Below are 24,464 nucleotides of genomic sequence, written 5' to 3'. Positions count from 1 at the left end.
GCGGGGGACCCCCGGGGCATGCGACGTTGCAAGACCGTGATGTGATCTTCCTTGCGCTCAAATGTCCGATCCTGTTCGATCCGGATGAGCGGGACTGCGGGCCCGCACCCAGGCAACGACGCCTAGCAAGGGAGTTCGACATGACACCCATCACCGCCCGACGGCGCGCACCGCGCCCGTCGCGCCTCCTCGTCGCCGGTGCCGCCGCTGCGCTCGCGCTGACCGGCTGCGCCAACAGCGGCGAGACCGAGACCCCCGCAGCCGCGGGTTCGGCCGGGGACGGCGGCGCACAGACCACCCGCTCGGCCAGCGCCCCCGCCGGCGAGGGCTGCACGCTGGAGAAGTACGGCCTGGAGGCGATCGACCTCAAGGGCGCCAAGGTCGGGTTCTCGCAGTCCGAGCCCGACACGGCCGCCTTCCGCGCCGCCGAGACCCAGTCCATCAAGGACGAGGCCGCCAAGATCGGCGTCGGCGAGCTGCTGGTCACCAACGCCAACGCGCAGCTGACCAAGCAGATCTCCGACATCCAGGACCTGCTCAACCAGGGCGCCCAGGCCCTCATCGTCGCCCCGGTCAACTCCGACGGCCTGGACCCGGCGCTCGCCGCGGCCAAGGCCAAGGGCGTGCCGGTGCTGACCATCGACCGCAAGGTCACCAACACCGCGTGCTCGGACTACCTGGCCTTCATCGGCTCGGACTTCGAGGAGCAGGGCAAGCGCGCCGCCGACGCGATGGCCGAGGCCACCGGCGGACCGGCCAAGGTCGCCATCCTGCTGGGCTCCTCGGGCAACAACGTCACCGACCTGCGCACCTCCGGGTTCGTCGACCAGGTCGCGGCCGAGCACCCCGAGCTGGAGATCGTCGCCCAGCAGACCGGTGACTTCGAGCGGGCCAAGGGCCAGTCGGTCGCCGAGCAGCTGCTGCAGTCCAACCCGGACATCAACGCCATCTACGCCGAGAACGACGAGATGGGCCTGGGCGCGGTGCAGGCCGTGCTGAGCGCCGGCAAGCAGCCGGGCACCGACGTCAAGATCGTGTCCATCGACGGCACCCGCAACGCCGTGCAGGCGATCGTCGACGGCCAGTACAACGCCGTCATCGAGTCCAACCCGCGCTTCGGCCCGCTGGCGTTCTCCACCCTCCAGGACTTCATGGACGGCAAGGAGATCCCCGAGGACATCATCATCGAGGACGACGAGTACGGCCCCGACAACGCCGAGGCCGAGCTCGCCAACGCGTTCTGACCCCAGCCCTGGGTCGGCCCCGCCCCACCTGACCGGCGCCCCCGTCCCCCGCGGACGGGGGCGCCGGCTCAACACCGCTCGACGAGGAGTCCGGTGTCCCACCCCCTCTCCACCGCCCCCGGCCGTCCTCCGGGCCGGCCGCACGACGGCCCCCTGCTCAGCGTCTCGGGGGTGACCAAGTCCTTCGCCGGGGTGCACGCCCTGCGCGGGGTCGACTTCACCCTCGAGCCCGGCTCGATCCACGCCCTCGTGGGCGAGAACGGCGCCGGCAAGTCCACCTTCATCAAGGTGCTCACCGGCGTGCACGCCGCCGACGCCGGCGAGGTGCGCTTCCTCGGCGACCCGGTGTCCTTCGGCCGCCCCGCCGACGCCCAGGACGCCGGGATCTCCACGATCTACCAGGAGATCAACCTCGTCCCGCTGCTCACCGTGGCGCAGAACATCTACCTCGGCCGCGAGCCCCGCCGCTTCGGCCTGGTCGACACCCGCAGCCTCAACCGGCAGGCCGCCGAGCTGGTGCAGCGGCTGGGCATCGAGGTCGACGTCCGCGCCGAGCTCGGCTCGCTGGGCCTGGGCGTGCAGCAGATGGTCGCCCTGGCCCGCGCCGTCTCCATCGACGCCCGGGTCGTGATCATGGACGAGCCGACGTCCTCGCTGGAGGTGCGCGAGGTCGAGACGCTCTTCGGCGTCGCCCGCACCCTGGCCGCCTCCGGCGTCGGGCTGGTCTTCGTCTCCCACCGCCTCGACGAGCTGTGGGCGCTGTGCGACACGGTGACCGTCCTGCGCGACGGCCGGGCCGTGCACACCGGCCCGATGGCCGACCTCGAGCGCGTCCGCCTGGTCTCCCTCATGCTCGGCCGCGAGGTCAGCGACGTCCGCGCCGAGGGGACGACGGACTTCGGCGCCTCGCACGCCCAGGGCGACGCGCCGCTGCTGGCGGTGTCCGGGGTCGACGTCCCCAACCGGCTGCGCGGCGTCGGGCTCACCGCCCGGCCCGGTGAGGTCGTGGGCCTGGGCGGGCTGCTGGGCTCGGGCCGCAGCGAGACGCTCAAGGCCATCTACGGCGACCTGGCCACCAGCGCAGCCGACGTGACGGTCGGCGGGCAGCGGGTGAAGGCCGGCTCGGTGAGCCGGTCGCTGCGCGCCGGGATCGCCCTGCTGTCGGAGGACCGCAAGGCCGAGGGGATCATCCCGGACATGTCGGTGCGCGACAACATCGCGCTGGCCGTGCTGCCGAAGATGGCCCGCGGCGGGATGGTCTCCGACGCCCGGATCGACGCCCTCGTCGACACGTTCATGCGCCGGCTGCGGATCAAGGCCTCCAGCCCCCGCCAGAAGGTGCGCGAGCTGTCCGGCGGCAACCAGCAGAAGGTCCTCATCGCCCGGTGGCTGGCCACCGAGCCCAAGGTCTTCCTGCTCGACGAGCCCACCCGCGGCATCGACGTCGGCGCCAAGCGCGAGGTGCAGGGCCTGATCGACGAGCTCGCCGACCAGGGCCTGGCCGTGGTGCTGGTCTCCAGCGAGATGGACGAACTCGTCGAGGGCAGCGACCGCGTCGTCGTCCTGCACGACGGCGCCGTCTCCGGCGAGCTGGACGGCGACCGGCTCACCTCCGCCGAGCTCCTGCGGGTGCTCGCCGGCGGCATCCCCGACGAGGCCCACACCGAGGCCCCCACCGGCACCAGCACCGGCGCGCACGCCGCCGGCTCCCGCCCCACCGCCCCGGAGGGGGACCACCGTGGCTGAGCACACCGCGACCGCAGCGGGCACCGCGCCCGCTTCCCCACCGGCGTCCCCGCCCGGCGCGGACGCCCCGGCGTCCCGGCGCCGGCTGGACGGCGAGTGGTTCCGCCGCAACGGCGTCTACCTCGGCCTGGTCGCGCTGGTCGTGGTCAACCTGGTCATCACGCCGAACTTCGCCAGCACCGGGTCGCTGCGCCTGCAGATGGTGCAGGTGGCCCCGATCATCGTGGTCAGCCTCGGCATGGCGATGGTCATCGGCACCGGCGGCATCGACCTGTCGGTCGGTGCGGTCATGGCGATGACCGCAGCGGTCATCCCGCTCTACATCGGCTACGGCACGCTCGGCGCGATCTCGGTCGGGCTGATCGCCGGCGTGCTCTCCGGCGCACTGGCCGGCAGCGTGGTCGCCCGGATCGGCGTGCAGCCGATCATCGCGACGCTGGCGATCATGGTCGGCCTGCGCGGCCTGGCCAACATCTTCGGCGGGCAGATCAAGAGCATCCGCGACCCCGGCTTCCGCGAGCTGGGCAGCGGCGACCTGTTCGGCATCCCGTGGGTCGTGCTGGTGGCGGTCGTCGTCGCGGTGCTGGTCTGGGTGCTGATGTCCCGGACGACGTTCGGGCGCCAGCTGGTGGCCATCGGCGGCAACGCCCGGGCCTCCCAGCTCGCCGGGCTGCCGGTCAAGCGGGTGCTGACCACGGTCTACGTGATCTCCGGGCTGCTGGCCGCCCTGGCCGGCGTGCTGCTCGTGGCGCGCAACCAGGCCAGCGACCCGACCCAGCTGGGCCGGCTGGTCGAGCTGACCGCGATCACCGCGGTGGTCGTCGGCGGCACGCCGCTGACCGGCGGCCAGGTGCGGGTGCTGGGCACGGTGGCCGGTGCGCTGCTGATGCAGCTGATCACCTACACCCTCGTCGCCCACGACATCACCAACTCCGTCGCCCAGATGGTGCAGGCGGTCATCGTCGTCCTGGCCGTGTACGCCCAGGTGGGCACCCGGAAGCGGCGGAGGTCGCGCGCATGAGCACCATCGAGAGCACTCCCCAGGCCGCCGGCACCGACGTCACCGCGCGCCGGCTGAAGTTCGTCCAGCGGGTGCAGCGGCAGGGCGCGCTCGCCGTCCTGGTCGTGCTGTGCCTGGTGGCCAGCTTCCAGTTCGACGCGTTCGCGACCGGCGCCAACATCCGGTCGATCGGCCTGCAGGCCTCGTTCCTGGCCGTCATCGCCCTGGGCATGACCTTCGTGATCTTCACCGGGGGCATCGACCTGTCGGTCGGCTCGGTGTTCGCCCTCGGCGGCGTGCTCGCGGCCTGGGCGGCGCAGGAGTACAACACGCTCGCCGCGGTCGTGCTGCCGCTGGCGGTGTGCGGGGCGATCGGCCTGGTCCAGGGTCTGGTGATCGCCTACGGCAAGCTGGCGCCCTTCATCGTGACTCTCGCCGGGCTGCTCTTCGCCCGCGGTCTGCTGCTGTTCATCAGCGACGAGGGCGCCACGGTCAACAAGGTGCCCGCCGACAGCGCCTTCCGGAACCTGGCGCAGGGCAGCCTGCTGGGCATCCCGTACCCGATCTGGATCGTGGTGGTGTTCTTCGGCCTCGGCGCCCTGGTGCTGCACCGCACGTCGTTCGGCCCGACCGTGCTGGCGATCGGTGGCCAGGAGGACGCTGCGGACCTGATGGGCCTCCCCGTCGCGCGCACCAAGGTGATCACCTACACCGCCAGCGGCCTGCTGGCCGGGTTCGCCGGCGTGCTCATCGCCAGCTACACCTCCTCGGGCGTGGCGATCATCGGCGTGGGCACCGAGCTGCAGGCGATCTCCGCGGTCGTGCTGGGCGGCACCCTGCTGGCCGGTGGCGCCGGCACCGTGTTCGGCACGCTGGTCGGCGTCCTGCTGCTGCAGGTCATCGCCAACGTGATCAACCAGGTCGGCTCGCTGAACTCCAACTGGCAGGACCTGGTCAGCGGCGGCATCCTGCTCGCCGTCGTCGTCCTGCAGCGCTACCTCGCCGGGACGGTCCGCAGATGACCGGCGTGACCAGCTGGACGATCCGGTCGGGCGGGCACGAGGCGGTCATCGGCCGCACCGGCGCCGGCGTGCGCGGCTACCGCGTCGACGGCGTCCCGGTCGTCGACGCGCTCGGCGAGCGCGAGGTGGCCTCGGCCTACCACGGCCTGGTGCTCGCGCCGTGGCCCAACCGCGTCCCCGACGGGCGCTGGAGCTGGGCCGGGCAGGAGCTGGAGCTCCCGGTCAACGAGGCGTCCTCCGGCTGCGCGCTGCACGGGCTGGTCGCCTTCTCCGCCTGGCAGCTGCTCGAGCGCACCGAGGACGCCGTGGAGCTGGGGGTCTCGGTCGAGCCGCAGCCGGGCTACCCGTTCGCCCTGGACCTGGCCGTGCGCTGGTCGGTGGGCGCCGACGGTCTGCGCTGCGCGATCAGCGTGGTCAACACCGGCTGGGAGGCCGCGCCCTTCGGGGTCGCGGTGCACCCCTACGTCGTGCTGCCCGGATGCGGGGTCGACGACCTGCAGCTGATCCTGCCGGCGGCGAGCTGGCTGGAGACCGACGACCGGCTGCGGCCGGTGGCGCTGCACCCGGTCGACGGTGGTGCCCGGGACTTCCGCGCGGGGGCTGCACTGCGCGGGCGGTCGCTGGACACCGCGTTCACCGACGTCACCGGCGACCGGGCGCGGGTGAGCGGCGGCGACCGGGCGGTCGAGGTGTGGGCGGACCCGGCGTTCGGCTGGTGGCAGGTCTACACCTCCGACTACTTCCCGCCGGGGTCGGAGCGGTACCGGCACGCGCTGGCCGTGGAGGCGATGACCTGCGGGCCGGACGCCTTCAACACCGGCCGCGACCTGCTCGTCCTCGAGCCGGGCGCGCGCTGGGGCGCGGCGTGGGGCGTGCGCGCGAGCTGAGCTCAGCTGCTCTCGCGGACCACCAGGCGGTGGCCGGCGGTGTGCACCCGGGCGGGGGTGTCGTCGCCGGCCAGCCGGGCGCGCAGCACCTGCAGCGCCAGCGTGGCGATCTGGTCGCGGTCCGGGGAGACGGTGGTCAGCCGCGGGACGGAGTACCGGCCGTCCTCGATGTCGTCGAAGCCGACGACGGCGACGTCGTGCGGCACCCGCAGGCCGGCGTCCACCACCGCCCGCAGCGCACCGAGGGCCAGCTGGTCGCTGAAGCAGAAGACGGCGTCCGGCGGCTCGGTCGAGTCCAGCAGCTCGGTCATCGCCCGGTGCCCCTCGTCGCGGTGCAGCGAGCCGACGGCGGCCTCGCGGTCGGGACGCTGCTCCATCCCGGCGGCAGCCAGGGCCCGGCGGTGCCCGAGCAGGCGCTGGTGGGCCGTCGCGTTGCCCAGCGTGGGCCGGACGCCGATCGCGGCGATGGCGGTGCGGCCGCGGGCGGCCAGGTGCCCGACGGCCTCCTCGGCGGCGCGCACGTTGTCGATGACCACGTGGTCGACCGGGGGCGCGCCCTCGTGCTCGCCGAGCAGCACGATCGGGGTGGCGTCGGACCGGCTGGCCAGCTCCTGCGCCGGCACCGACCAGGGGCTGAAGACGACGCCGTCGACGAGCTGGCTGCGCTCGCCGTGGAGCAGGCTGCGCTCGCGGGCCGGGTCGCCGTCGGTCTGGTCGATGAGCACCGTCCAGCCCTCGGCCTCGGCGATCCGCACGGTGCGCGCGGCCAGGTCGGAGAAGTAGGGCGAGTCGATCTCGGGGACGACGAGGGCGAGCAGCCCCGTGCGGCCGCGGCGCAGGTTCCGGGCGGCCATGTTGGGCCGGTAGCCCAGCGCGTCGATGCTGGCCTGCACGCGGGCCCGGGTGTCCGGGGCGACGTGGCGGAAGTCGTTGACCACGTTGGAGACCGTGCGCACCGAGACGCCCGCGTGCACCGCGACGTCGCTCAGCCGCACCATCTCGTCCCCTCCCGAGGTCGTCCCGACTTTCTCGACGCTACCTCTTGCATCGTGGCATGCAACGTTGCAAACTGAGTTCACCCACTGCGAGGGAGAACACGATGACGACCACGACCCCGGCCATCACGGACACCGACGTCCAGGCCATGCGCGACCGCATCTACACCGACGGCATCGTCGGCGTCCCCGGCGCCTTCTCGACCGGATGGGCCGACCAGCTCAACCGCGACATCCAGGTCGCCTTCGAGGAGGCCCGCTCCCGCGAGAACGGCGCCATCGGCCGCGGCCCCAACCGCTGGTACGTCGAGGTGCACCCGGAGCAGATCAGCGGGTTCCTCGAGCTGGTCACCCACCCCGCCGTCACCGGCGTCTGCGAGGCCGTCCTCGGCCCCGACTACGAGATCGTCGAGATCGGCTTCGACATCCCGTTCGAGGGTGCGATGAACCAGCCCTGGCACCGCGACTTCCCCAGCCCCGAGCTCACCTACCGGGACAAGAAGCTGAACTCGCTGGCCATCAACGCCACCGCGGTCGACACCGCCGAGGACATGGGCCCGTTCGAGGTCGCCCCGGGCACCCAGTTCGACCACGACCCGTCGTTCAAGCACGACATGTTCCCGCCGAAGGACCTCTGGTCGCGGTACGAGGAGCGGGCGGTGCGCAAGTACCCCAAGCGCGGCGACATCTCGATCCGCTCCGCGCTCACCATCCACCGGGGCACGGCCAACCAGTCGGCGAAGTCCCGCCCGGTGCTGGTGCTCGGCGTCGACGCCCCCGGCGCCGGCCACGGGGCCCTGCACGACCTGGCCGTCACCAAGGGCTTCTGGGAGACGCTGCCGGAGTCGGTGCGCGCCCACCTGAAGTGCCCGGTGGTCGACGAGCTGACCCCGATCACGCAGAAGCACGACATCGAGGGCCTGGTGATGGGCGAGGCCTGACCTCCCCCGCACCCCGACGCGCGCCCGCCCCTCCCCGGGGCGGGCGCGCGTCGCGCGTTCACGGGATGACGCCGTCCTTCGCCAGCGTCGGGACGTCCACCGGGACGGTGTCGGGGTAGAGCAGCCCGGTGCCGGTGTTCAGCACGACGACGTCCTCGGTGCCGTCGAGCCAGCCGGACTCCCGCAGCTGCCCGACGGCGGCGAAGCAGGCCGCGCCCTCGGGGCACACCCAGGTGCCCTCGTCCTGGGCCAGCGCGACCTGGGCGGCGAGCAGCTGCTCGTCGGTCACCGCGATCGCCGTCCCGCCGGTGGAGCGCACCGCGTCCAGCACCAGGAAGTCGCCGAGCGCCTTGGGCACGGTGATGCCGAAGGCCACCGTGTACGGGTCGGCCGGCGGGGTGCTCTCGGTCAGCCCGGCGTCGAACGCGTCGACGATCGGCGCGCACCCGGCGGCCTGGACGGCGACCAGCCGCGGCAGGTCGCCGGTGATCCAGCCCAGCTCCTGCAGCTCCAGCAGCGCCTTGTGGATGGCGATGATCCCGACCCCGCCGCCGGTCGGGTAGAGGATGACGTCGGGGCAGCGCCAGCCCAGCTGCTCGGCGATCTCGTAGCCCATCGTCTTCTTGCCCTCGATGCGGTACGGCTCGCGCAGGGTGGCGGTGTCCTGGTAGCCGGTGCGGCGGGCGACCGCGGCCTTGACCAGCGCGCCGGCGTCGCCGATGAGCCCGTCGACCAGGTACAGCTCGGCGCCGGTGACGACGCACTCCCGGCGGGTGATCTCCGGGGCGTCGACCGGCATGGCGATCAGCGCGTCCATCCCGGCCCGCGCCGCGTAGGCCGCCCACGCCGCACCCGCGTTGCCGTTGGTGGGCATGGCGATGCCCCGCACGCCGAGCTCCTTCGCGCGGGAGACGCCGACCGCCGCGCCGCGCGCCTTGAACGCACCGGTGGGTACCAGGCCCTCGTCCTTCATCCGCAGCCGCGGCACGCCCAGCCGGGCGCCGTGGGTGGGCAGGTCCAGCAGCGGCGTCAGGCCCTCGCCCAGGGTCACCACGTGCGCGGGGTCCCGCACCGGCAGCAGCTCGTGGTACCGCCACAGCGTCGGCGGGCGGGCCGCGATCTGCGCCGGCGTCACGGTGTCGGCGACCTGCGCCAGGTCGTAGCGCGCCAGCAGCGGGGCGCCCAGCGGCGAGGTGCCCTGGACGACGTCCGCGTCGTGCCGCGACCCGTCGCGCGAGCACTCCAGGTGCGAGAGGGAGGAGAACGTCACCGGCCCAGTCTGCCCACCGGCCCCCGCTCCCCGGCCAGGACGCCGATACTCGGCGGCATGACCCTCCCCGCCGGCCGCCGTCCAGAAGGCGCGCCGGTCGGCCGGCGGGTGTTCCTCGGGCTGCTGGGCCTGGGCGCGGTCGGAGTCGTCGGCGGGGCGGCGCTGCAGGAGCGGCTGACCCCGCTGGTGGCCGAGCTGCAGATGCGCGACCCGACCGGGCTGATCGCCTCCCTGCCCGCCGGCGAGGGCTTCCGCTTCTACTCGGTCACCGGCGCCGTGCCCGAGGTGACACCCGACGCCTACCGGCTGGCGGTGTCCGGGCTGGTCGAGCGGTCCGCCGAGCACACGCTGGCGGCGTTGCAGGCGATGCCGCAGACCGAGCTGGTGCGCGACTTCCAGTGCGTCACCGGCTGGCGGGTGCGCGCGGTGCCGTGGGTCGGGGTGCCGCTGTCGCACCTGCTCGACCTGGCCGGCCCCACGGGCGGGGCGACCGCGGTGCGGCTGACCTCCTCCGACGGCGAGTACACCGAGAGCCTCACCCTCGAGCAGGCCCGCCGCCCCGACGTCCTGGTCGCGCTGCGGATGCTCGGCTCCCCGGTCACCCACGACCACGGCGGCCCGGTGCGGCTCTACGCCGCGCCCATGTACGGCTACAAGAGCATCAAGTGGCTGGACCGCATCGAGCTCACCGCCGAGGTGCGGCCCGGCTACTGGGAGGCGCGCGGCTACGACCTCGACGGCTGGGTCGGCACCACGAACGGGCGCGACGATGACCCGACCGCCTGACGCACCGCTGTTCCGCTTCGCGCCGGCGGTGCGCTGGGTGCACGGTCTGGCCGGCGTCCTGGTGCTGGTGCTGATCGCCACCGCGGCGGTGCTCTACAACAGTGAGCTGCAGGTGCTGGTCGGGCACCGGCCGGTCGTCGAGGCGGTGCACGTCTGGACCGGCTTCGCCCTCCCCGTGCCCGTGCTGGCCGGGTTGGCGTTCCGCAGCGTCCGCGCCGACGTCGCCGAGCTCGACCGCTTCACCGCCCGCGACTGGCAGTGGCTGCGGTCGCGGACCCGGCGTGACGGCACCATTGCGGTCGGCAAGTTCAACGCCGGCCAGAAGCTCAACGGCTCGCTCAGCGCCGGGGCGGGCGCCGTCCTGCTGACGACCGGCGCGGTCATGTACCTCACCGACCTCACGCCGCTGGCCTGGCGGACCGGGGCGACCCTCGTGCACGACTGGACGGCGCTGGCGTTCGGGCTGCTGGTGGTCGGCCACCTGTACCACGCGCTGCGCGACCCCACGGCGATGCGCGGCATGCGCACCGGCACCGTCCCGCTGTGGTGGGCGCGGCACGAGCACGCCGCCTGGGCCGCCGAGCTCGCCGGCCCCGCGGAGCCGCCCGCCCGCCGCTGACCGGGCTCAGACCTCGACGTCGCTGCCCATGGTCACGGTGCTGTCCGGCGGCAGGCAGAAGTAGGCCGCCGGGTTGGCCGCGCCCTTGGCGAGGGCGACGAAGAGGACCTTGCGCCAGGGGGCCATGCCCGGCGCCGCGGTGCGCCGGATCGACCCGCGGGACAGGAAGTAGGAGGCCTCGTCCAGGTCGACCGGGTCGGGCTTGAGCAGGTGCTCGCGCTGCGCCTGGCGGAGCGCGGCGGGGAGGTCGGGCTCGTCGGCGAAGCCCAGCCGCACCGACAGGTGCTGGATCCCGTCGTCGGCGTAGCCCAGGTCGTCGACGGTCAGCCGTTCCGACGGCGGCACGTGCGGCACGCTGGCCGAGGCCATCGACACGATGATCACGGTCTCGTGCAGCACGTGGTTGTGCTGGGTGTTGGCCCGCAGCGCCAGCGGGGCGGTCTCCTTGCTCGGGTGCGGGAAGACGGCGACCCCGCGGACCCGGGCCCCGTGGTGCCGGCGGGCCTCGACGACGAAGTCGACCATCGAGCCCTCCATCCGCCGGCGGTTGGCGCTGACGATCTCGCGGCCCCGGCGCCAGGTGGTCATGACGGTGAACACCACGGCGGCGATGAGCAGCGGCAGCCACCCGCCGCTGAACACCTTGGACAGGTTGCCGGCGAGGAACACCAGCTCCACGCCGCCGAACCCGACCGCGGCCAGCGCGAGCTTCCACGGCTGCCAGTGCCACAGCACCCGGGCGACGAGCAGCAGCAGCACGGTGTCGACGACGAGCGCGCCGGTGACCGAGACGCCGTAGGCGGTGGCGAGCCGCTCGGAGGAGCCGAAGCCGAGCATCAGCACGAGGACGCCGACGAAGAGCATCGCGTTGACCCCGGGCAGGTAGATCTGCCCGCTCTCCTCCTCCGAGGTCTGCCGGACCGTGAGCGGCGGGAGCAGGCCGAGCTGCATTGCCTGGCGGGACAGCGAGAAGGCCCCGGAGATGACGGCCTGGCTGGCGATGACGGTGGCCGCGGTGGCCAGCACGACCATCGGGATGCGCGCCCAGTGCGGGTAGAGCAGGAAGAACGGGCTGTCGGCCGCGCCCGGCACGTGCAGCACCAGCGCCGCCTGGCCCAGGTAGTTGAGCACCAGCGCCGGGAAGACGAAGAAGAACCAGGCCCGCAGGATCGGCCGGCGGCCGAAGTGGCCCATGTCGGCGTACAGCGCCTCCGCCCCGGTGATGACCAGGACGACGGCGCCGATGGCGACGAAGGCGATGCCCGGGTGGTCGACCACGAAGAGCACCGCCCAGGTGGGCGAGAGACCCTGCAGCACCTCGAGGTGCTGCACGACCTGGCCCAGCCCGCCGAGCGCGAGGGCGGCGAGCCAGGCGGCGGTGACCGGGCCGAAGAGCCGGCCCACCCGGCCGGTGCCGAAGCGCTGGGCGGCGAACAGCAGCGTGAGGATCACCGCGGCGATCGGCAGGACGACGTGGCTCAGCGCCGGTGCGGCGACCTCGAGGCCCTCGACCGCCGACAGCACGCTGATCGCCGGGGTGATGAGGGAGTCGCCGTAGAACAGCGCCACCCCGACCACGCCGACCAGCAGCAGCCAGGTGGTGGGCCGGCCGCGCTCGGCATGGAGCCGCCGGGCGAGGGCGGCGAGGGCCATCACGCCGCCCTCGCCCTCGTTGTCGGCCCGCATGACGACGCCGATGTACTTGACCGAGACGATCAGCGTGATGGACCAGAACATCAGCGAGATGACGCCGTAGACGTCGTCCGGGGTCGGCCGGACGGCGCCGTCGTCGATGGCGAACACGGTCTGCAGGGCGTAGAGCGGGCTGGTCCCGATGTCGCCGAAGACGATGCCGAGCGCGGCGAGCACCAGCCCCTTGCGAGCGTGCGTCCCCCTCGGTGCGCGGGACGCGGCGCCACCCTCGACGTCCGGCGTCAGCACGGACTCGTTCATCGGACACCCCTGGGCTGCACGACGAGCCAGTGTCGTCGCGTCCGCCACACCCCGCTGCGCGAGGTGGGTCACCAGGTCCGGGAGCGGGCCGGCCGCTACGCCGCGAACCGCTCGAGCCGGAACGCCGCCAGCAGCGGGCTCGGCCCCTCGCCGAGGACCTCACCGGCGAGCAGCTCCCCGGCGATGAGCCCGAGCGTCGCCCCGCTGTGGGTGAAGGCGACGTGCAGCCCGCCGACCCCGGGCACCGGCCCGAGCACCGGGTGCCCGTCGCCCGGGATCGGCTTGCGCCCCACGCCGTACGACTCCACGGTGAGCTCCGGCCGGCCGGCGAGCACCGCCGCCGCCTCCTGCAGCAACCCCGCGACGGTGGAGTCGTGGACGTCGAAGCCGCCGTCGTCCCGGCGGACGACCTCGGCCTCCGACCAGCCCGCGTCCATCACCAGCGCCCCTCCCGGTGCTGGCCGCAGCGCCACGCGCGGGGTGTTGAGCACGGCCGCGAGCGGGGTGTCGACCGGTGCAGTGCGCACCAGCAGGGCGTCGGAGGTGGCGTCGGGGAGGTGCACGCCGAGCCCGGCCAGCGCGCCCGGCACACCGGCGCCGGTGGCCAGCACCACGGCGTCGGCACCCACGACCGCGCCGTCCCCGGCGCGGACACCGGTCACCCGGCCGCCGGTCATCACCGGTGCGCAGCGGCCCACCCCCGTGCGCACCTCGCCCCCGGCGGCGACCAGGTCGCGGGCCAGCCGGTCGACCAGCGCCGGCAGGTCGACCCAGCCCTCGTCCGGGTTGAACAGCGCGCCCTCCTCCGGGACGGCGGCCGGGTCGACCCCGGGCACCCGCGCGGCGACGTCGTCCCGGGTCAGCCACCGCGCCGGGTAGCCGATCGCCGACTGGTGCTCGTACGAGGCCCGGACGCCGTCGCCCCAGCGCAGCCCGCCGCGGAAGGAGACGTGCGTGCCGAGCGCGCGGTACCGGTCCAGGCCGAGCAGGCGCAGCCGGTGGTACGCGGGCGGGAAGTCGCCGGCGGAGTTCAGCCACGACAGCGACCGCCCCGACGCCTCGCTGGCCAGGCCCGCCTCGGTCAGCAGCGTGACCCGCGCTCCCCGCTGCGCCAGGTGCGCGGCGGCCGAGACCCCGAGCACTCCCCCACCGACGACGACCACCTGGCTCATGCCCTCCAGGCTGCCACCCCCGGCGCCCCCCGCTGTGAGCAAGGTCGTTCGTTGTCCTCAGCACCGTGCGCGCGGAGCGAGGACGATGTACCCCGTGACCACGGAGACGGCGTCAGCGGGAGTCGGCTTCCGGTCCGAGCGGGGGCCGGTGCTCATCGGCGTCATGCTCTCCACCGCCCTGGTGGCGATCGACTCCACCATCATCGCGACCGCGGTCCCCTCGATCGTCGACGACGTCGGCGGTTTCGCGCAGTTCCCGTGGCTGTTCTCCATCTACCTGCTGGCCCAGGCGGTCACCGTCCCGGTCTACGGCAAGCTCGCCGACGTCTTCGGCCGCAAGCCGGTGATGCTGTTCGGCATCGGGCTGTTCCTGCTCGGCTCGGTGCTGTGCGGCTTCGCCTGGAGCATGGGCGCGCTGATCGCCTTCCGCGCCGTCCAGGGCATCGGCGCCGGCGCGGTCCAGCCGATGGCCATGACGATCGTCGGCGACCTCTACTCGCTGTCCGAGCGCGCCAAGGTGCAGGGCTACCTGGCCGGTGTGTGGGCGGTCAGCTCGGTGGTCGGGCCGACACTGGGCGGGGTGTTCAGCGAGTACGTCAGCTGGCGGTGGATCTTCTTCGTCAACGTCCCGCTGTGCGTGCTGGCCGCCGGGATGATCTGGCGGCGGTTCGACGAGACCGTGACCCGCAGCCGCCCGCAGATCGACCACCTGGGCGCCGCGGTGCTCACCGCGGGGCTGACCCTGCTGGTCCTCGGGCTGCTCGAGGGCGGGCAGGCCTGGGTCTGGACCGACCCGCGGAGCATCGGCGTCCTGGGCGCCGGTGTGCTGCTGCTGGCGGTGTTCGTGTTCGTCGAGCGGCGCGCTGCCGACCCCGTCGTCCCGCTGGCGCTGCTGGGCGACCGGCTGGTCCTCACCACCAGCCTGGTCTCCGCCTGCGTCGGCGCCGTCCTGCTCGGGCTCACCTCCTACGTGCCCACCTACGTGCAGGAGGTGCTCGGCACCGGCCCGCTGGTCGCCGGCTTCGCGCTGGCCGCGCTCACCCTCGGCTGGCCGGTCTCGGCCTCGCAGGCCGGGAAGCTGTACCTGCGGTTCGGCTTCCGGGCGACGGCGCTGCTGGGCTCGGTGGTGGTGGTCGGGGCGACGTCGCTGCTGCTGCTCCTGGACGAGACCTCGAGCGTGGCCCAGGTGGGGGCGACCTGCTTCGGCATCGGGCTCGGCATGGGCATCACCGCCGCCCCCACGCTGATCGCCGCGCAGACCGCCGTCGGCTGGCAGCGGCGCGGGGTGGTCACCGGCACCAACATGTTCTTCCGCTCGATGGGCAGCGCGCTGGGCGTGGCCGTGTTCGGCGCGGTCGTCAACGCGACGATCGGGGCGTCGTCGCTGGAGGGGGCGGGGGTGGACGCCGGGGCGCTGACCGGCGCCGTGCACCACGTCTTCCTCGCCACGGCGGGCACCGCGGTGCTGCTGCTGGTCGCCGTGCTGTTCATGCCGCGCGGTGACCGCCCCACTGCGCCCTGACCTGGGCGGCCCGGTGGCCTAGGCTCAGGGTGCTCGGCGTGTCACACAGACGGCGCGTGTACGTGGGGTTCCAGCGTGGAGCTCTCGCCGTGGTCGCCACCCCGGTGCACCCGACCGGAGCTGAGCCATGTCGCGTCCCGACACACCCCCGCACGCCGACGCCGTCCGCGCCCTCGAGGAGCTCGGCAGCATCTCGCTGCGCGAGCACTCGATGGAGTCCCTGCTGCAGGCGGTCGCCGAGCTGTGCACGTCGGTCATGCCCGGCGACGCCGAGGCCTCGATCTTCATGCAGGACCGCCGGCGTCCGGTCACGGTCGTGTCCACCGGCCAGCTCGCCCTGGACCTCGACGAGGTGCAGTACGCCGACCACCAGGGGCCCTGCCTGCACGCGGCCGCCACCCGGGAGCTGACGGAGATCACCGACACCCGGACCGAGACGCGGTGGCCCGACTACGTGCGCCGGGCGGCCGCGCACGGCAACCGCAGCTCGCTGTCGGTGCCGCTGCGCATCGACGACGACGTCTCCGGCGCCCTCAACATCTACGCCCGCGAGCCCGACGCCTTCACGGAGGAGACCCGGGCCGCCGCCGTTCGCTTCGGGCCGTACGCGGCGGTCGCGGTCGGCAACATGCGCGACTACCAGTCGGCGCAGTCGATGGCCGCGAACCTGCAGGTCGCGCTGGAGTCCCGGGCGGTCATCGACCAGGCCAAGGGGATCCTCATCGAGCGGCACAAGCTCACCGCCGACCAGGCCTTCCAGCTGCTCACCGACCTGTCCAGCCGCACCAACACCAAGCTCCGCACGATCGCCGAGCACCTGGTGCGCACCGGCGAGCTCCCCCCGCCGCCCGCGCGCTGACCCCGGGCGGCGGGGAGCTCCCGGAGCTCAGCCGTCGGTGGCCGGCGCGGTGTCCCGCTGCCGCCGCACGTCCGCGAGCCGGGCCTCCAGTGACCCGGTGATCGCCGTCCACGCGTCACTGCCCAGGACCAGCCGCAGCGGCGCGGGGCTCTGGTCGACGCTGGCGATCATCGCGGCGGCCATCCGCCCGGGGTCACCGACCACCCCGGGCGGGCCGCCGTCCCGGAAGGCCCGCACCGCGGCGGCCGGCGAGACGTCGTAGGCGGCCAGCGGCTCGGCGAACCGCAGCCCGCCGTGGCCGAAGTCGGTGCGGGCGCCACCGGGCTCGACGATGGTGACGCCGATCCCGAACGGCGCGACCTCGGCGGCGAGGGCCTCGCAGAAGCCCTCGACGCCCCACTTGGTGGCGTTGTAGAGCGACGAGCCGGGCCACGCGGCCTGCCCGGCCGAGGACGACAGCTGGAGCACCCGCCCGCCACCGGCGGCCCGCAGGTGCGGCAGCGCGGCGCGCACGAGCTGGACCGAGCCGAGCAGGTTGGTGTCGAGCTGGTGGGTCACCTGCGCGTCGGTGAGCTCCTCGGCGGCGCCGAACAGCCCGTAGCCGGCGTTGCTGACGACGACGTCGAGCCGGCCCCAGCGGGCCGCGGCCTCGTCGACCACCCCGCGGATGCGGTCGGTGTCGGTGAGGTCGAGGACGTGGACGGAGAAGGTGCCGCCGTGGACCTCGCGGAGGTCGGCGACCGCGTCGGGTCGCCGGACGGTGCCGGCGACCCGGTCGCCGCGGGCCAGCAGCTGCTCGGTGAGCCTGCGGCCGAAGCCGCTGCCCACCCCGGTGATGAGCCAGGTGCGTGTCATGGGCCGAGCCTCGGTCCGGCGCGCGCCGCCAGCCAGGTCCCTGCCGAGGGGGGTGCCGGCGGGGCCAGGTACGACGGCGCGCGCGGCCCTACGGTCGGGTCATGACGGAGAACCTGGTCGGCGAGTACCTGCGCGCCCGGCGCGAGCAGGTGCGCCCGGAGGACGTCGGGATCACCGTGACCGGCGCCCGCCGGGTGGCCGGGCTGCGCCGGGACGAGCTGGCGATGCTGGCCGGGATCAGCACCGAGTACTACACCCGGCTCGAGCAGGGCCGGGACCGCCACCCCTCGGCGCAGGTGCTGGACGCGGTCGCCCGCGCCCTCGGCCTGGACGCCGCCTCGACCAGCCACCTGCACGACCTCGCCGACCCCGCACCCCGCCGCCGGCGCACGTCCCGCCGCACCGAGCGCGTCCGGCCCAGCGTGGCGCAGCTGCTCACCGCCTGGGACCGGACGCCGGCCTTCGTGCAGGGCCGCCACCTCGACGTGCTGGCCGCCAACCCGCTGGCGGTGGCCCTGTCGCCGCTGTTCCGGCCGGGCACCAACCTGCTGCGCGCCGTCCTGCTCGAGCCCGGCCTCGTCTCACCGGGCCCCGAGCAGGAGGCGACAGCGGCCGAGCTGGTCGCCGTCCTGCGCAGCGCGGCCGGCCCGGACGTCGACGACCCGCACCTGGCCGAGCTGGTCGGTGGGCTCTCGGTGCGCAGTGAGCTGTTCCGCCGGCTCTGGGCGCGGCACGACGTGCGCCGCCACCCCGGCGGCGGGGTGTACCGGCTGGCGCACCCGCAGGTCGGCGACCTCGAGCTGCGCTACGACAAGTTCACCGTCGCCGACGCCGAGGACCAGGTGCTGGTCGTCTACCAGGCCGCCCCTGGCTCGCGCTCCGCCGAGGCGCTCCGCCTGCTGTCCGCGCTGACCCCGGGTCAGCCGGGCGCGACCTCGACCGTGCCGAGCGTGCGGACCAGGTCGAACCGGGACGCGTCCTCGGTGCCCGGCTCGGCCGTGTAGGCGACGATCCGCAGGTCGGTGCCGATCGCGGTGAAGACGTCGCAGTCCAGCGTCAGCTGCCCGACGAGCGGGTGCACGAACGTCTTGGACTGGAACCGGTGCTCGACGACGGTGCCCTCGTCCCACAGCTGCCGGAAGCGGTCGAAGGACTGGCACCGGGCGAGCACCGCCCGCACCGACGGGTCGTCGGGGTAGCGGATGAGGGCGGTCCGCAGGTCGGAGACCAGCGCCCGCTCGTGCCGCTCGCGGTCGCCGTCGGCCCACACGACCTCCGGCTCGCGGCCGGCGAAGTGCGCGACGACCAGGTTGGTGCCGGGGCTGATCTCCCCCAGCAGCGAGCGCCAGGCCGCGTTGGCGGTCAGCAGCGTCCAGTGCGCCGTCCACACGCCGACGGCGACGTCCGGGAGGCGGGCGAGCAGCCGCTGCACGCTGGCCGGGATGTGCGTCGGGACGGCGGTGGGCAGCGGGGCCGGCAGGCCGGCGGCCAGGTGCAGCTGGTCGCGCTCGAGGTCGGACAGCTGCAGCACCCGGGCCAGCGAGGCGACGACCTGCACCGAGGGCCGGTCGGCGCGGCCCTGCTCCAGCCGCACCAGGTAGTCGACCGAGACGCCGGCCAGCAGCGCGACCTCCTCGCGGCGCAGCCCGCTGGTGCGACGGTTGCCCGCCGGGAAGCCCACCGCGGCCGGTTGCAGCCGTTCCCGCCATGCGCGCAGCAGCGCCGCGAAGTCGCCTCGATCCGCCATGCCGCCCATCGTCGTCCAGCGTCGGCCGCCTGGGTGGTACCGGCAGTCATACGGTCGGACGCGCCTACCTGACCCCACCCGGACGGGCGCACCGTTCTCGCCATGACGACGACACTGATCACCGGCGGCAACAAGAGCCTGGGCTACGAGACGGCCCGGCGACTGAAGGAGCACGGGCACCGGGTGGTCATCGGCGCCCGCGACCCGCAGCGCGGGCAGCAGGCGGCCGAGGAGCTCGGCGTGGAGTGGGTGGAGGTCGACGTGACCTCCGACGCGTCGGTGGCCGCGGCCGCCGAGACGGTCCGCGAGCGCTTCGGCGGGCTGGACGTGCTGGTCAACAACGCCGGCATCTCCGGTCCGTTCGCCGGCGTCGACGAGCTCGACGGCCCGGCGGTGCTGGCGGTCCTGGACACCAACACGGTCGGCATCGTCCGGACGACGCACGCGTTCCTGCCGCTGCTGCGCGAGTCGGCGGCGCCGGTGGTCGTCAACGTGACCAGCGGGCTGGGCTCCTTCACCGTGCGCGGCGACGAGACGCGGATCGAGCACTCGCTGCCCACGTTGGGCTACTCGGCCAGCAAGGCGGCGGTGAACATGCTGACCTCGGTGTACGCCCAGTTCCTGCCCGAGCTGCGGGTCAACACGGTCGACCCCGGCTACACGGCGACCGACCTCAACGGCCACTCCGGCCCGCAGACGGTCACCGAGGGGACCGACGCGATCGTGGCGATGGCCACCATCGGCGCCGACGGCCCGACCGGCACGTTCACCGACCGGCACGGCGCCGTGGGCTGGTGACGCCGTCAGGGGCGGTCCGCGTGCTCGGCGAAGAACCCGGCGAGCACCGCACCGTCCTCGTAGCCCAGGGTCATGCCGCTGATCTCGGCGGGTGAGAACAGGCGTACGGCCTGCCCCTCGGTGAGCACGATCGTCGCCGGGTCGACGTCGAGAGCCGCCCACCAGGTGTGCTCGTAGTCGTAGGACCGCTCCCGCGACACGACGTGGTGCAGCGCGCTCGCCGGCAGCTCGAGCCCCATCTCCTCGCGGAGCTCCCGGACGGCGCACGCCACCGGCAGCTCGCCGTCCTCCAGGTGCCCGCCGGGCAGTGCCCACACGCCCGGGAAGGGGATGGCGGGGTCGTCGTCCCGCAGTTGCAGGAGCACGTGCCCGGCCGGGTCCCGCAGGATCACCTGCACCCCGGCCGGGCCCGGCGTCCGAGGGCTGCGGCGCCCGACCAGGACGAGGGCGCCACCGGCCGCGGCCAGCGCCAGCGCGGCGAGCACCCACGGGATGGTGGCGGCGCCGGCGCCCTCGGCGACCGCGCCGATGACCGGGGAGGTGACGAGCGGACCGGCCAGCCCGACCGCGAACACGAGGGTGGCGCCCCGCCCGCTGGGCACCCGGTCGGCGTGCCAGGCGATGACCGCCGGGAAGACCGGGGCGAGGCACAGCCCGGCCAGCGCGTAGGCCGCCACCGCGAGCGGGGCGGAGGAGGCCAGGGCCAGCGCCAGGCCGGCGCCGACGAGCGAGCCGACCACCAGCCGGCTGGGGTGGTGGCGCAGCGCGAGCGGTGCGGCGAGCAGCCGGCCCACCGTGAGGCCCAGCCAGAAGAGCGCGACGGCCCGGGCCGCCTGACCGTCGGTGAGGTCGGTGGTCGCCAGCAGGTGGGTGGTCTCCCACCCGGCGACGCCGCCCTCCACCGCGACGTAGCCGAGCAGCACCGCGGCCAGCAGACCGACCACCACGGCCTCCCCGGCCGGGTGCCGACGGGCTGCTCCCCCCGCCGGCGCCGGTCGCCCGGCCGTGCGCAGCCGGGCGGCGAGGACGGCGAGCGCGACGGCGCCGACCGCACAGACGCCGAACGGCGCGACGAGGTCCTCGGGCGCCGCCCCCACGAACACCGGGGTGAGGACGGCGCTGACGCCGAAGGCGGCGCTGACCGCCATCAGCACCGCGCCACTGCCGGCGCCGAACGACCGCGCCAGGGTGAGGTTGAGCAGCAGGTCGACCACGCCGAACCCGACGCCGGCCAGCAGCAGCGCCCCGGCCACCGCTCCCCCACCGGGCGCGAGCGGCACGGCCGCGCAGCCGGCGCCCAGGGTGAGCGCGCCGCCGGTGAGCAGCGGCGCCAGCGCCCACCGGCCCCGCAGGACGCCGGCCAGGCCCACGCCCAGCGCCGACCCGGCCGAGAACGCGGCCGGCAGCCAGGAGGCCGCGGCCGGGCCGAGCCCGTGCTCCGCGCGCAGCCGCGGCAGCGTCGGCCCCAGGACGCTGGCCAGCGCGCCCAGCACGAGGAAGCCCACGACGCCGGCGACGGCGAGCGTGACCGGCGAGGTGGTCCGGACGACAGATCCTGCTGGTCCTTGCATGAGCGGCAGTGAATCGGGCAGACTCCAGCACAGTCAAGCAAGACTCAGCAGACGTCAGAACGGAGCGTGCATGTTCGCGCGGGAACGCCAGGCGCGGATCCTCGACGAGCTGCACCGCAACGGCCGGGTGCAGGTCGGTGAGCTGGCCGCACTGCTCGCGGTGTCGGAGGACAGCGTCCGCCGCGACCTGCGCGTCCTGTCGAACGCCGGGCACCTGCAGAAGACCCACGGCGGCGCGGTGCTGCTGGACCCCGCCCGGATGGCCTGGGCCGACCGTGCGGACGTCTCCGCCGCCGCGAAGGACGCCATCGCCACGACCGCGGCCACCGCGGACCTGGTGCAGCCCGGCGACACGCTCGTCCTGGACGCCGGGTCGACCGTGCTCGCCTTCGCCCGGGCGCTGACCGTGCGCCCGCTGTCGGTGGTCACCACCTCGCTCGACGTCGCGCTGCTGCTGGAGGCCGACCCCGAGGTCGACCTCACCGTGGCCGGCGGGCAGTGGAGCCGGCACTCGCGCTACTTCAGCGGCTCGGCCACCGTCGCGGCCCTCGCCCGGCACCGCGCCGACTGGGCGTTCCTCGGGGCGTGCGCGCTGGACCCCGAGGCCGGCGCCACCTCGGTCAGCGCCGACGACGCTGACGTCAAGACCGCCATGGCGCGGGCGGCCCGGCGCACCGCGGTGCTGGCCGACAGCAGCAAGCACGACAGCGTCGCCCCGCACCTGGTGCTGCCGCCGTCCGGGATCGACCTCCTCGTCACCGAGGACGGGCCCGACACCGCGCGCTGGCGCGCGCAGGGCGTCGAGGTGCTGCTCGCCGCAGCCGACGAGCAGGACGCCGCGGTCTCCTGACCGGGGAGCTCAGCCGCGCCGGACGCCGAGCAGGGTGACGTCGTCGCCGGTGGTGGGCGCGAGCGCGGCGAGCACCCGGTCGACCAGCGCCCGCGGGTCGGCGTCGCCGGCGGCGGCCTCGCGCAGCGCGGCGAGCCGGTCGGGCAGGTCGGAGTCGCGCTGCTCGACGAGGCCGTCGCTGTAGAGCAGCAGGCAGTCCTGGGCGGCCAGCTGCAGCTCGGTCTGGCGGTAGTCGGAGGTGTCGAGCAGCCCGAGCGCCGGCCCGCGGGGGACCTCGGGGTGCACCGCGCCCGCCGGCGTGACGTGCAGCAGCGGCAGGTGCCCGGCGTTGGCCACGGTGACCCGCCCGGTGGCCGGGTCGACCTCGGCGATCACCGCGGTCGCCATCTCGCCGGGCAGCAGCGCGGCGACCAGCTGGTTGAGCCCGTTCAGCGCCGCCGCCGGTCCCAGGTCGCGGAGCAGGTGGGCGCGCAGCGCGTGCCGCAGCTGGGCGGTGACGGCGGCGGCGCCCAGCCCGTGGCCGGCAACGTCGCCCAGCACGACCGCCACCGCGCCACCGGGCAGCAGGACCAGGTCGTACCAGTCGCCGCCGACGACGTCCTGCTCGCTGGGCGTGTAGCTGGCGGCCAGGCCGAGCCCGGGGACCTTGGGCAGCTCCTCGAGCAGCAGCGCGCGCTGCAGCACCGCGGCCAGCCGGCTGTCGCGCTCGACGCGGTGCAGCACGGTGTCGCCCACGGTCGCGGCGAGCGTGCGGGCGGCGGCCACCTCGTGCTCGCGCCACGGCCGGGAGGTGCCGCGCACGGTCTCGCTCCACCGGGCGAACGACCGCCGCGGGCTCAGCCGCGGGCCGGCGGCGCCGTCGGTGACCTTGGCGGTGTGCGGGTCACCGCCCCAGGTCACCTCCCGCAGCGTCTCGGGGCGGAACCAGGCCAGGAAGTCGCCGGGGCTGCCGGCGACCGCGACCGCGACGGCGCCGCTGGCGGAGTCGGTGAGGTCGGCGGCGCCGGGCACCACCCGGGAGACGACGTCGGTGGCCGGCACCTGCGCGGCGAGCAGCTGCTCGACGAGCGGCACGACCCGGTCGGCCGGCGGGGTCTCGCCGAGCAGGTGCAGCCGGCCCTGCACGCGCACCGCGGCGCCGGCGGCGGGCAGCAGGTCCAGCGCGGTGACCGGCCCGCTGGTGAGCGCGGCGGCCGGGTCACGCGGCGAGCGCCCCAGCGCGGCGACCAGCTCGGCCTGCCGCTGGGCCACGCTCACCCGGCGCTCGGCGTCACCGGCGCCGACCGTGGTGGGCAGCAGCAGGGACGCCGTCCGGCCGAGGAACTCCGCGGCGGTGCGGTCGGTGTAGGAGGGGCGGTGCGGGCCGCTGTAGTGGTGGCAGGCGATGAGCCCCCACAGCCTCCCGCGGTCGAGCAGCGAGACCGACATCGAGGCGACCACGCCCATGTTGGCCAGGTACTCGAGGTGCATCGGCGAGACGCTGCGCAGCACCGACCCCGACAGGTCGAGCGGTCGCCCGGTCGTCGGGGTGGCGGCCGGCAGCAGCGGGTCGGGGCGGTACCGGGCGTCGGGGATGAGCCGCAGCCAGTTCTTCTCGTACAGGGCGCGGGCCTGGGCCGGGATGTCGCTGGCCGGGTAGTGCAGCCCGAGGAACGGCTCGAGGTCGGCGCGGCGGCTCTCGGCGAGCACCTCGCCGTTCCAGTCGGCGTCGAAGCGGTAGACCATCACCCGGTCGAAGCCGGTGAGCGCCCGGACGTCGTCGGCCAGGACCTCGGTCAGCTGCTCCAGCGTCGCGGCGGCCGACAGCCGCTGCAGCACCGCGGGCAGCCGCCGGTGCCAGGCGACCCCGGCCTCCTGCGCACCGTTGACCGGCTCCCACTCGGTGAGCAGCAGCCCGTCGGCGCGGTGCAGCACCAGGTCGACGTCCCCGCCGCCGAGGTGGACGCGCAGCGGGTTGACCTCGGCGAGGTCGCCGGCCAGGCCGGCGCGCAGGCGGGCGAGGTCGGCAGGGTCCAGCAGGTCGGCGAGCGTCCGGCCGGCGGGGTCGGTGCCGAGCAGCCCGGCGGCGCCGGCGGAGGAGACGACGACCTGCAGGTCGGGCTCGGTGACCGCGAGCAGCGCGCCGTGCGGCTGGATCGCGCCCGGCACGGCGATCGGCTCGTCGGCGCAGGCGAGCAGGGCCTGCTCGGTCAGCTCATTCGCCACCGGTGCGTCCGTCCTGCCCGTCGGTGATGGTGACGGCGCTGTCGAGGCCCAGCAGGTCGAACACCCGCCACAGCCGCCGGTTCTCGCGGGGGCAGACGACGGTCAGCGCGGTGCCCGCCGCGGTGGCGCGCCGTCCGGCGAGGGCGAGCTCGCGGGCGCCGCGGGAGTCCAGGTACGTGGTCCCGGTGAGGTCGATGACCAGCGTCGCCGGCGAGAGGGCCAGCTGCCGCTCGACGCAGTGCCCCAGCTGCGGGGCGTTCTCCGTGTCGAGCTCGCCGTGCACGCGCATCACCGGTCCGCGCCCCGGTGGGGCCAGCACCTCGATCGAGAACTCCATGTCCGGCTCCCCCTTGGTGGGTGCGCGGACCGCTGGACACCCTCGACGCTCGTCTCGCCGCGACAGCCGCAGCGGCTGTGATCAC

22 protein-coding genes are annotated in these 24,464 nt (G+C 74.7%); 13 read left to right on the top strand and 9 right to left on the bottom strand.

The features are described 5' to 3' along the window. Positions 1-140: 140 nt before the first annotated feature. The 5 genes from ACGBYP_RS01650 to ACGBYP_RS01630 all read left to right on the top strand — a co-directional run bounded on the left by ACGBYP_RS01650 (position 141) and on the right by ACGBYP_RS01630 (position 5,899). Positions 141-1,244, top strand: coding sequence for an ABC transporter substrate-binding protein (locus tag ACGBYP_RS01650; RefSeq protein WP_411581526.1), 1,104 nt, complete (start codon positions 141-143; stop codon positions 1,242-1,244). Positions 1,245-1,337: 93 nt separating this feature from the next. Further along, the gene (locus ACGBYP_RS01645) at positions 1,338-2,990 is read left to right on the top strand and encodes a sugar ABC transporter ATP-binding protein (RefSeq protein ID WP_411581525.1); all 1,653 of its coding nucleotides are present in this window, start codon (positions 1,338-1,340) and stop codon (positions 2,988-2,990) included. After that, positions 2,983-4,011, top strand: a complete 1,029-nt coding sequence (locus ACGBYP_RS01640; protein ID WP_411581524.1) for an ABC transporter permease — start codon at positions 2,983-2,985, stop codon at positions 4,009-4,011. Before ACGBYP_RS01645 ends, ACGBYP_RS01640 begins: the two co-directional genes overlap by 8 nt. Then, a complete protein-coding gene (locus ACGBYP_RS01635) occupies positions 4,008-5,012 on the top strand; it encodes an ABC transporter permease (protein ID WP_411581523.1) in 1,005 nt (334 codons plus the stop codon). The genes ACGBYP_RS01640 and ACGBYP_RS01635 overlap by 4 nt, the downstream gene beginning before the upstream one ends. Next, entirely contained in the window at positions 5,009-5,899 is an 891-nt protein-coding gene (locus ACGBYP_RS01630) for an aldose 1-epimerase family protein (protein ID WP_411581522.1), read from the top strand. The genes ACGBYP_RS01635 and ACGBYP_RS01630 overlap by 4 nt, the downstream gene beginning before the upstream one ends. A gap of 2 nt (positions 5,900-5,901) precedes the next feature. Here the strand turns inward: ACGBYP_RS01630 and ACGBYP_RS01625 are convergent, their stop codons facing one another. Beyond that, positions 5,902-6,897 carry a LacI family DNA-binding transcriptional regulator gene (locus tag ACGBYP_RS01625; RefSeq protein ID WP_411581521.1) on the bottom strand — a complete coding sequence of 332 codons (996 nt, stop codon included), beginning with the start codon at positions 6,895-6,897 and terminating at the stop codon, positions 5,902-5,904. 101 nt (positions 6,898-6,998) lie between these two features. Here ACGBYP_RS01625 and ACGBYP_RS01620 point away from each other — a divergent pair, with 101 nt between their 5' ends. Further along, on the top strand, positions 6,999-7,835 hold the full coding sequence (locus tag ACGBYP_RS01620; RefSeq protein WP_411581520.1) for a phytanoyl-CoA dioxygenase family protein: 837 nt from the start codon (positions 6,999-7,001) through the stop codon (positions 7,833-7,835). A 58-nt stretch (positions 7,836-7,893) separates the two neighbouring features. Here ACGBYP_RS01620 and ACGBYP_RS01615 read toward each other — a convergent pair whose 3' ends face one another. Continuing rightward, on the bottom strand, positions 7,894-9,105 hold the full coding sequence (locus ACGBYP_RS01615; RefSeq protein ID WP_411581519.1) for a threonine synthase: 1,212 nt from the start codon (positions 9,103-9,105) through the stop codon (positions 7,894-7,896). Positions 9,106-9,162: 57 nt separating this feature from the next. On the opposite strand from ACGBYP_RS01615, the gene ACGBYP_RS01610 reads away from it, so the two are divergent. Further along, complete coding sequence (locus tag ACGBYP_RS01610) at positions 9,163-9,891, top strand: molybdopterin-dependent oxidoreductase (protein ID WP_411581518.1); 729 nt, start codon at positions 9,163-9,165, stop codon at positions 9,889-9,891. Then, complete coding sequence (locus ACGBYP_RS01605) at positions 9,875-10,510, top strand: cytochrome b/b6 domain-containing protein (protein ID WP_411581517.1); 636 nt, start codon at positions 9,875-9,877, stop codon at positions 10,508-10,510. Before ACGBYP_RS01610 ends, ACGBYP_RS01605 begins: the two co-directional genes overlap by 17 nt. A 6-nt stretch (positions 10,511-10,516) precedes the next feature. Here ACGBYP_RS01605 and ACGBYP_RS01600 read toward each other — a convergent pair whose 3' ends face one another. Both ACGBYP_RS01600 and ACGBYP_RS01595 read right to left on the bottom strand, forming a co-directional pair. After that, positions 10,517-12,463 carry a potassium transporter Kup gene (locus ACGBYP_RS01600; RefSeq protein ID WP_411581516.1) on the bottom strand — a complete coding sequence of 649 codons (1,947 nt, stop codon included), beginning with the start codon at positions 12,461-12,463 and terminating at the stop codon, positions 10,517-10,519. A gap of 95 nt (positions 12,464-12,558) precedes the next feature. Beyond that, entirely contained in the window at positions 12,559-13,635 is a 1,077-nt protein-coding gene (locus tag ACGBYP_RS01595; RefSeq protein WP_411581515.1) for an NAD(P)/FAD-dependent oxidoreductase, read from the bottom strand. 85 nt (positions 13,636-13,720) lie between these two features. Between ACGBYP_RS01595 and ACGBYP_RS01590 the strand changes: the two genes are divergently transcribed. Both ACGBYP_RS01590 and ACGBYP_RS01585 read left to right on the top strand, forming a co-directional pair. Next, a complete protein-coding gene (locus ACGBYP_RS01590) occupies positions 13,721-15,157 on the top strand; it encodes an MDR family MFS transporter (protein ID WP_411581514.1) in 1,437 nt (478 codons plus the stop codon). A gap of 127 nt (positions 15,158-15,284) precedes the next feature. Then, positions 15,285-16,016: an ANTAR domain-containing protein gene (locus ACGBYP_RS01585; RefSeq protein ID WP_411581513.1), complete on the top strand. Its 732-nt coding sequence runs from the start codon at positions 15,285-15,287 to the stop codon at positions 16,014-16,016. Between the two features lie 27 nt (positions 16,017-16,043). On the opposite strand, the gene ACGBYP_RS01580 is transcribed toward ACGBYP_RS01585, so the two are convergent. Beyond that, positions 16,044-16,871: an SDR family oxidoreductase gene (locus ACGBYP_RS01580; RefSeq protein WP_411581512.1), complete on the bottom strand. Its 828-nt coding sequence runs from the start codon at positions 16,869-16,871 to the stop codon at positions 16,044-16,046. A 101-nt stretch (positions 16,872-16,972) separates the two neighbouring features. Between ACGBYP_RS01580 and ACGBYP_RS01575 the strand changes: the two genes are divergently transcribed. After that, positions 16,973-17,875, top strand: coding sequence for a helix-turn-helix domain-containing protein (locus tag ACGBYP_RS01575; protein ID WP_411581511.1), 903 nt, complete (start codon positions 16,973-16,975; stop codon positions 17,873-17,875). On the opposite strand, the gene ACGBYP_RS01570 is transcribed toward ACGBYP_RS01575, so the two are convergent. Then, positions 17,791-18,618, bottom strand: coding sequence for a helix-turn-helix transcriptional regulator (locus ACGBYP_RS01570; protein ID WP_411581510.1), 828 nt, complete (start codon positions 18,616-18,618; stop codon positions 17,791-17,793). The two genes, ACGBYP_RS01575 and ACGBYP_RS01570, sit on opposite strands and share 85 nt — an antisense overlap. 102 nt (positions 18,619-18,720) lie before the next feature. Between ACGBYP_RS01570 and ACGBYP_RS01565 the strand changes: the two genes are divergently transcribed. After that, complete coding sequence (locus ACGBYP_RS01565) at positions 18,721-19,416, top strand: SDR family NAD(P)-dependent oxidoreductase (RefSeq protein ID WP_411581509.1); 696 nt, start codon at positions 18,721-18,723, stop codon at positions 19,414-19,416. Positions 19,417-19,421: 5 nt separating this feature from the next. Here the strand turns inward: ACGBYP_RS01565 and ACGBYP_RS01560 are convergent, their stop codons facing one another. Next, positions 19,422-20,987 (bottom strand): MFS transporter, encoded by a 1,566-nt coding sequence (locus ACGBYP_RS01560; RefSeq protein ID WP_411581508.1) that lies wholly within the window; start codon positions 20,985-20,987, stop codon positions 19,422-19,424. A 70-nt stretch (positions 20,988-21,057) separates the two neighbouring features. Here ACGBYP_RS01560 and ACGBYP_RS01555 point away from each other — a divergent pair, with 70 nt between their 5' ends. Next, positions 21,058-21,837: a DeoR/GlpR family DNA-binding transcription regulator gene (locus ACGBYP_RS01555; protein ID WP_411581507.1), complete on the top strand. Its 780-nt coding sequence runs from the start codon at positions 21,058-21,060 to the stop codon at positions 21,835-21,837. A 9-nt stretch (positions 21,838-21,846) separates the two neighbouring features. On the opposite strand, the gene ACGBYP_RS01550 is transcribed toward ACGBYP_RS01555, so the two are convergent. Then, positions 21,847-24,042 (bottom strand): SpoIIE family protein phosphatase, encoded by a 2,196-nt coding sequence (locus tag ACGBYP_RS01550; protein WP_411581506.1) that lies wholly within the window; start codon positions 24,040-24,042, stop codon positions 21,847-21,849. Then, positions 24,032-24,379, bottom strand: coding sequence for an STAS domain-containing protein (locus tag ACGBYP_RS01545; RefSeq protein ID WP_411581505.1), 348 nt, complete (start codon positions 24,377-24,379; stop codon positions 24,032-24,034). The genes ACGBYP_RS01550 and ACGBYP_RS01545 overlap by 11 nt, the downstream gene beginning before the upstream one ends. Between the last annotated feature and the right edge of the window lie 85 nt (positions 24,380-24,464).

Origin of the sequence: Modestobacter sp. SSW1-42 (genome assembly GCF_046635825.1) — a bacterium.
In the GTDB taxonomy this organism is placed as follows: Bacteria; Actinomycetota; Actinomycetes; order Mycobacteriales; family Geodermatophilaceae; genus Modestobacter.
The sequence above is the reverse complement of the archived record's forward strand: the minus strand, read 5'-3'. Positions and strand labels throughout refer to the sequence as shown.